This window comes from Stanieria cyanosphaera PCC 7437, from assembly GCF_000317575.1.
Lineage (GTDB): Bacteria > Cyanobacteriota > Cyanobacteriia > Cyanobacteriales > Xenococcaceae > Stanieria > Stanieria cyanosphaera.
Window position 1 is genome coordinate 2324381 of sequence record NC_019748.1, and the last position, 11803, is coordinate 2336183.

13 protein-coding genes are annotated in these 11803 nt (G+C 34.1%); 6 read left to right on the forward strand and 7 right to left on the reverse strand.

The features are described 5' to 3' along the window. Positions 1 to 550 precede the first annotated feature (550 nt). Positions 551 to 1546 (reverse strand): 2-hydroxyacid dehydrogenase, encoded by a 996-nt coding sequence (locus STA7437_RS10145; protein ID WP_015193291.1) that lies wholly within the window; start codon positions 1544 to 1546, stop codon positions 551 to 553. A 50-nt stretch (positions 1547 to 1596) separates the two neighbouring features. After that, the gene (locus STA7437_RS24840; RefSeq protein ID WP_015193292.1) at positions 1597 to 2481 is read right to left on the reverse strand and encodes a response regulator; all 885 of its coding nucleotides are present in this window, start codon (positions 2479 to 2481) and stop codon (positions 1597 to 1599) included. 354 nt (positions 2482 to 2835) lie between these two features. On the opposite strand from STA7437_RS24840, the gene STA7437_RS10155 reads away from it, so the two are divergent. From STA7437_RS10155 to STA7437_RS10175, 5 genes are all read left to right on the forward strand, one after another. Further along, entirely contained in the window at positions 2836 to 3114 is a 279-nt protein-coding gene (locus tag STA7437_RS10155) for a hypothetical protein (RefSeq protein WP_015193293.1), read from the forward strand. A 390-nt stretch (positions 3115 to 3504) separates the two neighbouring features. Then, on the forward strand, positions 3505 to 3852 hold the full coding sequence (locus STA7437_RS10160; RefSeq protein WP_015193294.1) for a hypothetical protein: 348 nt from the start codon (positions 3505 to 3507) through the stop codon (positions 3850 to 3852). 395 nt (positions 3853 to 4247) lie between these two features. After that, positions 4248 to 5591, forward strand: a complete 1344-nt coding sequence (locus STA7437_RS10165; RefSeq protein WP_015193295.1) for a flotillin family protein — start codon at positions 4248 to 4250, stop codon at positions 5589 to 5591. Between the two features lie 53 nt (positions 5592 to 5644). Next, positions 5645 to 6073: a DUF29 domain-containing protein gene (locus STA7437_RS10170; protein ID WP_015193296.1), complete on the forward strand. Its 429-nt coding sequence runs from the start codon at positions 5645 to 5647 to the stop codon at positions 6071 to 6073. Between the two features lie 103 nt (positions 6074 to 6176). Then, positions 6177 to 7460, forward strand: coding sequence for a flotillin family protein (locus STA7437_RS10175; protein ID WP_015193297.1), 1284 nt, complete (start codon positions 6177 to 6179; stop codon positions 7458 to 7460). A 98-nt stretch (positions 7461 to 7558) separates the two neighbouring features. Here the strand turns inward: STA7437_RS10175 and STA7437_RS10180 are convergent, their stop codons facing one another. From STA7437_RS10180 to purS, 5 genes are all read right to left on the reverse strand, one after another. Then, positions 7559 to 8011, reverse strand: a complete 453-nt coding sequence (locus tag STA7437_RS10180) for a hypothetical protein (RefSeq protein WP_015193298.1) — start codon at positions 8009 to 8011, stop codon at positions 7559 to 7561. A 30-nt stretch (positions 8012 to 8041) separates the two neighbouring features. Then, positions 8042 to 8317 carry a hypothetical protein gene (locus tag STA7437_RS10185; protein WP_015193299.1) on the reverse strand — a complete coding sequence of 92 codons (276 nt, stop codon included), beginning with the start codon at positions 8315 to 8317 and terminating at the stop codon, positions 8042 to 8044. A 327-nt stretch (positions 8318 to 8644) separates the two neighbouring features. Further along, positions 8645 to 9487, reverse strand: coding sequence for a ChaN family lipoprotein (locus tag STA7437_RS10190; protein WP_015193300.1), 843 nt, complete (start codon positions 9485 to 9487; stop codon positions 8645 to 8647). Positions 9488 to 9604: 117 nt separating this feature from the next. Beyond that, positions 9605 to 10303, reverse strand: coding sequence for a phosphoribosylformylglycinamidine synthase subunit PurQ (gene purQ, locus STA7437_RS10195; RefSeq protein ID WP_015193301.1), 699 nt, complete (start codon positions 10301 to 10303; stop codon positions 9605 to 9607). Between the two features lie 7 nt (positions 10304 to 10310). After that, positions 10311 to 10577, reverse strand: coding sequence for a phosphoribosylformylglycinamidine synthase subunit PurS (gene purS / locus STA7437_RS10200; protein WP_015193302.1), 267 nt, complete (start codon positions 10575 to 10577; stop codon positions 10311 to 10313). Positions 10578 to 10878: 301 nt separating this feature from the next. Here purS and STA7437_RS10205 point away from each other — a divergent pair, with 301 nt between their 5' ends. Continuing rightward, entirely contained in the window at positions 10879 to 11757 is an 879-nt protein-coding gene (locus STA7437_RS10205; protein ID WP_015193303.1) for a Tab2/Atab2 family RNA-binding protein, read from the forward strand. Positions 11758 to 11803 lie beyond the last annotated feature (46 nt).

Genomic DNA, 11803 nt, shown 5'->3' on the forward strand with positions numbered 1-11803 from the left:
CTGCTTGGCAGCGAGCCAATCTGATCGCGACTAAGAAACTAAACTCTCGCTTAGGGCATCAACTTTACCAAGACCGCAATTTTTTTTCTTAAATATTTTGATTAATTTTCATTGATATATTTCAATGAATATTGCTGAACTTCAATTTATTTTTTTGTTCATTATAACTATATAATTCAAATAATATAATTAAGCCTTGAGAATTTACTAATTATATTTATTATTTTTGTTTATTTGTTTAATAGATTACTTTTTTTAGCTAATTCATCTCAGCTAAACATCTATCAACAGTTGTATTTTTTAAACTATCTTAAACGAGCAATAATCGTAAATTAAACAAATATTAATTTCAAAAAAATACTTAACTAATTTTACTTCAAGGTAGTTCAGATATATTTTAATTATTTTGATTGCTCAAAGTAGATTAAAAATTTTAAAATCAGGTTAAATTACCAAAAAACAAGTCTAGTCTTTACATAGATAATTTATTTAGGTTAATTGATAACTACACAGCGATCGCAAAAAACATTAACATCCAAACTTAACTAATTTAAAAATGTTTAATTTCATTAGGACAAGATTTTCCTTGCTCAAAATCGGTGATATTAGCTAAAGTAGTATCAGCAATATTTTCTAGGGCATTTTTAGTGAAAAAAGCTTGATGTCCAGTAATAATTACATTAGGAAAAGTTAATAATCTTTGAAAAGTATCATCTTGAATAACTTCATTAGACAAATCTTCAAAAAAAAGATTTTCTTCTTGTTCGTAAACATCTAAAGCTAAATAAGCAATTTTTTGAGACTTTAAACCATCAATAATTGTTTCTGTATCAATTAATCCTCCGCGACTAGTATTAATTAACATTACTCCTGATTTCATCTTTGTAATTGCTTCTTGATTAATGAGATGATAAGTTTCAGGAGTAAGAGGACAATGCAAAGAAATAATATTAGCTTGAGCAAATAACTCGTCTAAAGATACATATTGGGCATATTTTTGAGCAAATTCTTGATCGGGATATAGATCGTAAGCCAAAATTTTACAACCAAATCCTGTTAAAATCTGACCAACAATTCTCCCAATTTTTCCTGTTCCTATAATTCCTACAGTACAACCATGAAGATCAAAACCTAACAATCCATTTAACGAAAAATTACCTTCTCGAACTCGATTGTAAGCTCGATGAATCTGACGATTAAGAGTCAACATTAGTGCAATAGTATGTTCGGCAACTGCATAAGGAGAATAAGCAGGAACTCTAACTACACCAATTCCAAATTCTTGTGCTGCTTTGAGATTTACATTATTAAAACCAGCACAACGTAAAGCAATTAAGCGAGTTTTTCCTTGAGCTAAAATTTCTATAGTTTTACGATTAATTAAATCATTTACAAACACGCAAACTACGGGAAAATCTGAAGCTAAAGTAGCAGATTGAGGATTCAAAGCAAATTCAAAAAATTGTAAATTATGTCCATATTTTTCATTACTAGAATTAAAAAAGCTTTGATCGTAAGCTTTAGTATTAAAAACTGCTACTTTCATGATAATTTCTTAAATAATTGGTTTTAATTAATAATAATTTTATTGAATATTTAAAAAGAAGACGATATTAATAAAGCTATTCCAAAAATTAAACCACTAAACAAAAACATTTTATATAAATTTTTTAATTTAGTTTCAAACTTTTGATGAGATTCTCTTAATTGAATTAACTGCATTCTCATCATCTTTTGTTCTTGAAAGTTATTAGAGTCTAATCCTTGATTTTCAAGATATTTTTTGAGATTAGACCATTCATCTTCCATTTGCCTAACAACTTTCTGTTGAAATATTTTTAATCCTTGTTCTACTTCTTGTTTAATTCCATTTAAACTTACTCTTGTTTCTAACTGTAAATCGTTTCTTATTTGTTTAGCTTCTTGATCTATATGCTCGGTAAGTTTTTTCCAAATATCGTTATACTCTAACTCTAAAGCTTGTTTAAATTCTTGCTTAATTTCCTCAAAATGATAAATTAAATTTTGTTCTAAAATCTTAAGGTTTTTTTCAGAAGAAACGTGTTGAGTTAAATTAGGAAAAATTTTTTCATGTAATCCTGGTCCTAATTGCAAATAACCTTGATAAATTGAACGAATAACATTAGCTAATTCTTGAGCAGGAGTAGTTTTAAGTACATATCCTCTAGCTCCAAATTGTAATGCTTTGTAGATATATTCTTGATTATCATGACTACTTAAAACTATAACTTTAGTATCAGGAAAACGTTGAGTAAGAATTTCGGTAGTTGTTAATCCATCTATTCCTGGCATTTCCAAATCGATCAGTGCGACATCAGGACGCAACTTTTCTACTTCTGCAATAGCTTTCATTCCATCATCAACACTAATAATAATTTCAAGATCTTTCTCCTCTCTCAGATAAACTTCAAGAGCTTGTCTAATCAAATTCTGGTCATCTGCCACCAGTAATCGAATCATGAGAATATCCTAATTCGGTAAAAATCGATTTTTTCGGTTAGTTTAGTAGAATTAAGCCAAAAATCCACTATCTCTAAAAGAATACCAGCAATACCAATTATCTGATATATAATTTTGAAATATTTTACCTAGATATTTGTATTTGAGTCTATTTTTTTTTAAATATTTAAAGTTATCAGCCAATTTTCTCTTGTTTTTATAGCTTGACTAAGTTATTTTTTATGTTTTTCAGAACAAGCGATCGCTGTTATTATAATTAAGGTTTTTCAGAGTTAAACAAGAGAGGATTTTGCTCGTTATATATTTTCTTCTCAATTTTTTCCCGATCATTATTTACTTTACCTAAGCATAGCTGTGGAAAAACAAACCTATATTATTTTAGATGCTATTGAGGTAAGTAAAATGTTGATTCCTTTGTTAATTTCCTTTAGTTTAGGAATAGTTGCGTTAACAATTCAAGCTCAACTTACTGAAGAAATTGAGGCTTTAGGTGCGGGGTTAGTAGCGGGAATTTGCTTGTTTCTTAGTTTAGTGTTTGCTCCCTTATTTATTAAACTTTTAATTCTCATGACAATTTTAGCTACTAATAAAAGAATTTTCGCTAGTTCTGCCGATCTAGACCTCTTAAATTAGGACGTTTTATAACCTTTCTCGCTCTTGGTGAGGTACACCATTACCAGTTACTAATTACTAATTACTAATTATGAGGAATGAATAATCAACCATTAACATAAGCGAAGCGCATTATCGTAGGTCTCAATGCTCAACCAGGAAAATAAACTGTATCTCATTAATCTGAGAACCGCTATATCAATTAAACCAAATAAATTTAGTATTGAATAACAATTGTTTTAACTTATCTTTTTTCTGATTAATCAAAAACTAAAGCTTAGAAATAATCCTTTACGTAATATTTCTGTATTAAGAAAAGTACAAAAGCATGGCGATTACTGTTTCTTTGTAATTAAGATGGACTTACAATCAAGCGAGGTTTCTATTTCATAAGCTGAGAATATTAAACCAATGAATTATCTCCTCCTGGTTGTTGCCATCCTTTCCATTACTATTGGGATTTTTGTTGGTGCATTGATAGTATGGTTTATTTACTTTTGGCGACGACGACAAATTGTAGATAGTTTAATTAAACCTGAAGATATAGTAGGTCTTTATGGCACGGTAGAAATTCCTTTTGATAGTGGCAGTAGAGGAAAAGTGCGAGTTAATCTTAAAGGATCGATGTTGGATTTATTTGCTGTAACCGATGAAACCAGGCATTTCAATTTCGGCGATCGCGTTTTTATTATTCAAATGAAAGAAAATAAAGTCTGGGTAGTAGGAGAAGACTCGATTACAGTGATCAGTGACCAGTGACCAGTTATCAGTTATCAGTTATCAGTTATCAGTGACCAGTTATCAGTGACCAGTGACCAGTTATCAGTTATCAGTGACCAGTGACCAGTGACCAGTTATCAGTTATCAGTGACCAGTTATCAGTTATCAGTGACCAGTGACCAGTTATCAGTTATCAGTTATCAGTGACCAGTGACCAGTTATCAGTTATCAGTGACCAGTGACCAGTGACCAGTTATCAGTTATCAGTGACCAGTTATCAGTTATCAGTGACCAGTTATCAGTGACCAGTTATCAGTTATCAGTGACCAGTGACCAGTTATCAGTTATCAGTTATCAGTGACCAGTTATCAGTTATCAGTGACTATTCATCACTCATCGCTTATCACTCATCATTAAAATCTATAAATACAATTATGGAATTACAAAATAATTTTCAAATTACAAAAGAACAAGAAGTAATTGTCTCTCAAGTACCTCAAGTTCAAGTGCAAAAAAGTAGTGCTAACAGCCTAATTTATACTAGTTTGCCTTTAGCTTTGGGTATCTTTGGCACAATTATTTTAATTTGGTTTCTCAACTCTTTTTTATGTATTTGTAAACCCAATGAAGTAGTAGTGCTTTCAGGCAGAAAAAGAAAAACCAGTGAGGGACAAGAAATTGGTTATCGGGTGTTAACTGGTGGTAGAGGTATTCGCATCCCGATTTTAGAAACGATTAAACGCATTGATGTCACGACGATGCCCGTACCCGTTAAAGTGACTAATGCCTATGCTAAAGGAGGAACGCCTCTCAATATTCAAGCGATCGCGAATGTTAAAATTTCTAGTAATCCCAAGGTAGTCGGTAATGCTATTGAAAGATTTTTGGATCAAAATAGATCAGAAATTGTTAGAGTAGCCAGAGAAACTTTAGAAGGTAATCTGCGAGGAGTAGTAGCAACTCTTACTCCCGAACAACTGAATGAAAACCGTTTACAATTTTCTGAACGCATCGCTTCTGATGTGAGTCGGGATCTGGTTAAGTTGGGTTTGCAACTAGATACTTTAAAAATTCAAAACATTTCCGATGATGTCGATTATCTTAACTCTCTTGGTCGTCGACAAATTGCTTTAGTGATCAAAGAAGCAGAAATTGCCGAATCTAATGCCGTCAGTGAAGCCGAACAAATCGAAGCACAATGTGAAGAACAGGCATCCGTAGCTAAAACCCAAAATCGGATCGTAGTTCAAGATAAAGAAAACGAACTGCGGAAAATTAAAGCAGAATTAGACCAGAAAGCCCGTTCCGAAGAAGAACGAACCATTGCAGCAGCCCAAGAAGCCACTGCTAAAGCACAACAAAAACTACAAGCAGTCAGGGCGCAATTAGAACGCCTTCGTTTAGAAGCCGAACAAGTCTTACCTGCCGAAGCACAAAAACAAGCCAAAGAATTAATTGCTAGAGGAAACGCAGCAGGATTAAAAGAAAATACCGAAGCTTATGCTTTAGTCAATGAAATGTTATCGCAAGTATGGCAATCAACTGGTAAAGATGCCAAAGAATTATTCCTAATTCAACAACTAGAAACTGTTTTGCAAGAAGCCGTACAAATACCAGGCAAACTTAACTTAGAAAAAGTCAATGTGATTGATAACGGAGACGGAAAAGCGATCGCAAGTTTAGTTAAAGTCTATCCCGAAATTGTGGTGGAATTCCTCAACAGTGTCAACAAAACTCTTGGTATTGATGTCATTGGTACACTTAATCCACCAAAGTAGAAGTAGTTCATGAATTAACCCTACTACAGAAATTTTTCCCAGGAAAGATAGTGATGACTTACGACATAGATAAAGAATACGATTTGTGGTCACAAGAACAAGCTGATTCCCTACGAAATCGCGCCTTCGATCAATTAGACATTGACAATTTAATTGAGGAATTAGAAGCCTTGGTAAGAGGAGAAAAAAGTCCTGTAGAGAGTTTGGTTTATCAAATATTGCTGCATTTATTACTGATTAATTATTGGCACGAAGAATCACAATGGAATCGTAACTATTGGGCATCAGAAATTACAGGTTTTAGACTGCAACTAAACAACAAATTAACCACAAATTTAAAAAATCATGTTTTAAATAGGCTTGATTATTTATATCAAAAAGCCCATAAGGCAGCTATTAATAAAACTAAAAGTAGCATCAAAAGCGCTCTCGGCAAAGCCGAGGCGCGTACGCGATCGCTTTCCTTCAGAATGTATCTATAATTTTGAAAATCTGATCGATGACAATTTTTTTTGGCAACAATTTTGATTAACCAAAATCAATCAAAGTTCCTAAGAAAGTCTACTATTTAAAATTAATAAAACTATGGAAATTATTACCCTTTTACTTGCAATTTTTGGTTTAGGTACAGGTGCTGGCTGGTTTGTGATCCGCAATCTTTATTACATTTGTCAGCCTAGTGAAATTTTAATCTTTGCTGGTACTAAAACTCGCAACAGTGAAGGCAAAGAAGTAGGATATCGTCTCGTTAAAGGTGGTAGTAGTATCAAAATCCCCATGCTGGAAGAAGCTTTCCGTATGGATTTAACTAATATGATTATTGAACTTAAAGTAGCTAATGCTTATTCTAAAGGCGGAATTCCTCTCAAAGTAGAAGGAGTTGCTAATATTAAAATTGCTGGTGAAGAACCCACTATTCATAATGCGATTGAACGTTTACTCGGCAAAAGTCGTAAAGAAATTGAACAATTAGCCAAAGAAACCTTAGAAGGTAATCTACGCGGTGTATTAGCAAGTCTTACTCCCGAACAAGTCAACGAAGATAAAATTGCCTTTGCTAAAAGTCTCCTTGACGAAGCCGAAGACGATTTAGAAAAATTAGGTTTGGTATTAGATAACTTGCAAATTCAAAATATTTCTGATGATGTTAGTTACCTCAATTCCATTGGGCGCAAACAACAAGCCGAATTATTAAGAGATGCCCGTATTGCTGAAGCTACCGCCAAAGCCGAATCTACCATTAAATCATCGGAAAATAAAAAAATCACTTCTCTGCGACAAATTGGTAGAGATTTAGAAATTGCCAAAGCAGAAGCTGAAAAAAGAATTAGAGATGCTATTACCAAACGAGAAGCCTTAGTCGCCGAAGCAGAAGCCGAAGTAATTGCCGAAATTGCTAAAGCAGAAGCCGAACTTGCCGTACAAACCGAAAGAATTAAACAAGTACAACAACAGTTACAAGCCGATGTTGTCGCCCCTGCCGAGGCACAATGTAAACAAGCGATCGCTAAAGCTAAAGGTGATGCAGCGAGTATTATAGAAGATGGGAAAGCCCAAGCAGAAGGAACAAAACGCCTCGCCGAGTCTTGGCAAGCAGCAGGAAACAATGCTAGAGAAATTTTCCTCTTTCAAAAACTCGAAACCCTGATCAAGATGATGGCTGCGGGTGTACCAGAAGTAGAGGTTGAAAGCGTTACTGTAGTTAACGGTAAAGATGGTAATACTGCGACAAAGTTAGCTGCTTTTATGGAACAATTGCGTCAGACAACAGGTATAGATGCAGCACAAATTGCCCACAATTTATCAAACAACAACTCGTCGATTAAAAAGATCGAAACTAAAATAGAACCACAAAAACTTGATGATTAAAAATTCTTTGACATAGAAAAGTTATCTCCTGAAAAGCATTAAACTTCTCTTAATCTTGCGCGATCGCCTACGCGATCGCATAAATAAATTTATTATTTTTATTTTTTATATGCACCAATTCCTAAAGCACATGCTTTTGGCTCAGTACAAGAATACATTTCTACTTCAACTTTATAAGCATCAGTTGTTTTTGGTTTTAATTTAACTACTGCTTGGGGACTATCACTTTGATCTATTGTTACTTCTTGACCTTTACTATTTAAGACAACCAAATCTACATCACTACATTTTGGTTTGCTACATACAGCAACAAAACCATAGTTTTTATTAGCCTGTAAACGGAACGTTTTACTAAACACGCCTCCTTCGGCTGCTTGACCAATGATAGGGGCTTTTGGTCTGATATAACCTGCTAATTGTTTACTAGCAGTTCTGTCTATCATTCTAGTTAATATCTTTTCACTATTAGGATTTAAATCTGCTAAAGCGATACTAGTTGGCATTAATGCTGCCATAACTGATACAGATATCAATAAAGCTTTTGTTTTCATTCAAATTCTCCTCATTAATTTTGTAGCGATTTATAGTTCTTCTGCTGGTAAAACTATTTGACCGCCTTCTATCGTAATTACATCAGCAGCTTTAGCACTAACACTGCCAATTCCTTCAACATCAATCAAACAATCACTACTACATACAGTTTTTGTTTCTCCTGATGCTATTTCTATAGTATTTTTTTGTTCACCTTCGGTAGTAGTAATTTGATACGATTGAGTATCTTTATTGACCAAATCTGTTGCCAAAACACTGTTAGAACCTATTAGTAAAATACCTAAGGTCAAAATAAATTTAGACATTTTCTGGAAAAATAGTGAAATATTTTTTATTAATAATTAGATTATCAGTTTAAAGTTATTGTAAATTTATACTTAATTATTATTTAAATTTTGTATCAAAAGTGTAAAAAAAAAGCAGGTTTTTCTATTATTTGAATATTTTTGAAATTTAGTAATCAATATATTTATCCACTTATAAAACTCTCATTTTTGTTTAATCATTATCTCATTGTGATTAACAAATATTTTTCAGTCAAAAAATATCTTGTAATTTTAAAACTTAACTAGTGGGATGCTCGTCACGCGCAGGCAAGGGGCTGTGACTCAAATTCTTTGAGTCTGAGTTTTTTAAGGCAGGGTATTGTTCACAAGCTCTTCTAATAACTGCGATCGCTGTACAAAAGATTTATTCTTAATCCGTCGTTGTACTCGCTCTGGTATTCCATAACCGTGAACAATATGACCTTGACCGGCTAAAACAATAATTTGATAATTAGGGTTAGCTTGATAAAATTGTGCGATCGCATCAGCCATAGTTTCATCCCAAAGTACCTGGGCAGCGAAAAAATTATCAAAACCATCACTATTACCATGTCCGTTGTGAGCATGATTGCTATAAATATTTTGTAGCATTTGCCGATAAGCTTGATTATCTAGATCAATTTCTGCTACAGGTGGAATATAACGAAAATCTTCTCCTGATAGACTTTCTAAACCTTGACTAGCAACTTTACGAGTAATTTCTGTGGGAGTATTTAAAGCAATAATTGGTAAATTATGTCTCTTGGCAAAACGTAAAATGGGGGCATAGTATTCCCAGTCAAAACCCCAACGCTGATCGTATTCTGTTTCTTCTCTTAATTGGGTTTCGCTGATTTCCCCTGCTAAATAACGATCTAAAACAGGTTGAAAGGGACGCTGAAACATTTCTAAAGCGATCGCTATTCGCTGATTTTGTTGATAAAGTGCAGTAATAATTTCTAATTGTGCTTGATGTTCGGCAAGGCTATCGTGATTTTCACCAAGATAAACGACATCTGCTTGAGCTAATTGAGCTAAAATATCTTTTTTGGTTACAATCGCTTGTTTTTCAGAAGCAATAGCTGGTTGAATTAAATTTATTGGAAAACTCCAGCACAATACCAAGCCTAAAGATAAGGCACATAATTTAATTAACGGTTTAATGATCATTAAAGGCAGAAGGCAGGTATTAGTTGTACCTCATGAATTTTAGCAACGCTATAGCTGATAGTTAGTTGCTACTTTTTACTTGTTACTTTTTACTTAATCTTTGGTAACTGATCACTGTTAAACGCCAACAGCAAAACTAGCCAAAACACCTTCAAACAAAGCCTTGCCATCAGTTATCCCAATCGCTGCATCGGCTGCCCTTTCTGGATGAGGCATCATGCCTAAAACATTTCCTTGTTGGTTAATAATGCCAGCAATGTTGTCTAAAGAACCATTCGGATTACTATCTTGGTTGACTTCTCCTGTCGCACTACAATACCTAAATAAAACTTGACCGTTATCTTCTAAAGTTTTTAAAGTATCACTATCAGCAAAATAACGTCCTTCACCATGAGCGATCGGTAAAGTAATTACTTGTCCTGAAGTATAATTACTAGTCCAAGGTAAATCACTTCTTTCGACTTTCATCGGGACGCGATCGCAAATAAAATGTAAATCACGATTGCGAATTAATGCCCCTGGTAATAAACCTACTTCTGTTAAAATTTGAAAGCCATTACAAATACCTAAAACTAGCTTACCTGCTTGGGCGTGTTCGATCACACTTTTGATCGCAGGAGAAAACCGAGCGATCGCACCACAGCGAAGATAATCACCATAGCTAAAACCACCAGGTATAACTACCAAATCTAGAGCAGATAAATCTGTATCCTGATGCCAAATCATTCGAGTTGCAACATTTAATAAACCTTCAGTAACCGTAGCGACATCGCGATCGCAATTTGAACCGGGAAAGACAATGATACCGACTTTCATTTTTTTCCTAAACAGTAGCTAATTGAGTTAGCTCGAAACGATAATTTTCAATTACGGGATTGGCAAGCAAGCGATCGCACATTTGATCTAATTGAACTTTTGCTTGTGCTTCATCGGTAGCAGTCAAATTTAGTTCAATATACTTTCCAATTCTGACATCTTCAACTCCTTGATATCCCAATTGCTTCAATCCTGATGCAACTGCTGTACCTGCTGGATCAAGTACAGAAGGACGAAGAGTAACATAAATACGAGCGTGATATTGATTAGCCATCTAATTTTTACCGATGATTATGATCTTTTGCACCTTTTTGATTGTAGAACCAGATCGAGTTTTTTTTGTTAAATCTGGAGCAATTTAGTCTCAAGATAAGATGTAAATTTTGAACTATTACTATTTCACTTTTTTCAAATTAGAATTTACCAAAAAATCTACATCTTACTCCAATAGAGCAGAAGTTTTTTATTCTCTCCTACTCCGAATGTAAACTGATAAATGTACAGACGTTTCGCTTGATCGTCTCTAACTGATAACTAGCAAATCAAAAAACATCATTTAACAACTACAGGATAATATGGGTAATACGATTTGGGAGTTAGATTTTTACTCTCGTCCAATTTTAGATGAAGAAAATAAAAAAGTTTGGGAAGTACTTATTTGCGAAAGTCTGACTGATCCAGAGCGATCGCCAGATGAGATTTTTCGTTACTCTCAATACTGCTCTAGTAAAACGGTTAATTCGCTTTGGTTACGGGAAGCGATTGAAAAGGCAATTGCGATCGCGGGTATCACTCCCAAAAAAATCCGCTTTTTCCGCCGTCAAATGAATAATATGATTACCAAAGCTTGTGAAGATGCAGGAATTGCTGCTGCACCTAGTAGTCGTACCTATGCTCTCAATCATTGGTTAGCTACCAGAATGAAGGAAGTATATCCTCAAGAACCAGGCTATGATCAAAAAACCGCTAGTTCTATTTCTGTTCAGTATCCTGATTTAAATGCTATTCCTTTACCAGACGCAGTTAGAGGCGATCGCGGTGATAAATGGGCATTTGTTAGTTTGGAAGCTTCTGCTTTTGCAGAAATGAATGAATGGGAAATTGGTTTTAAAGAAGCTTTTCCTTTATCTTTGCTTAATCTCAGTTCAGAAACACAAATTCCTGGATTAATTATTTTCTCTCCTCGTGCTACACTTTTAGCAGCGTGGTTGTCTGGGTTAGAAATGGGTTTTTTACATCTAGAAAGCGATCCACGTCCCAGAATTTGCTTGAACACAGGGTTGAGTGATAGTTGGGTTTTGGTTAATTTAACCACTCCTTCAACCTTAACCGAAGCCAAAGAATTTGAACTAGCTAAACAAAAAGCACAAGGAGTTCATTTCCTAGCCATTCAATCTTCGACAGAATCTGAAAGTTTTGCTGGATTTTGGTTGTTATTAGCCAATAAATCTTAATTTATCGGATCAAAAATCCATAATTATTTTCTCCCTTGTTCCTCTT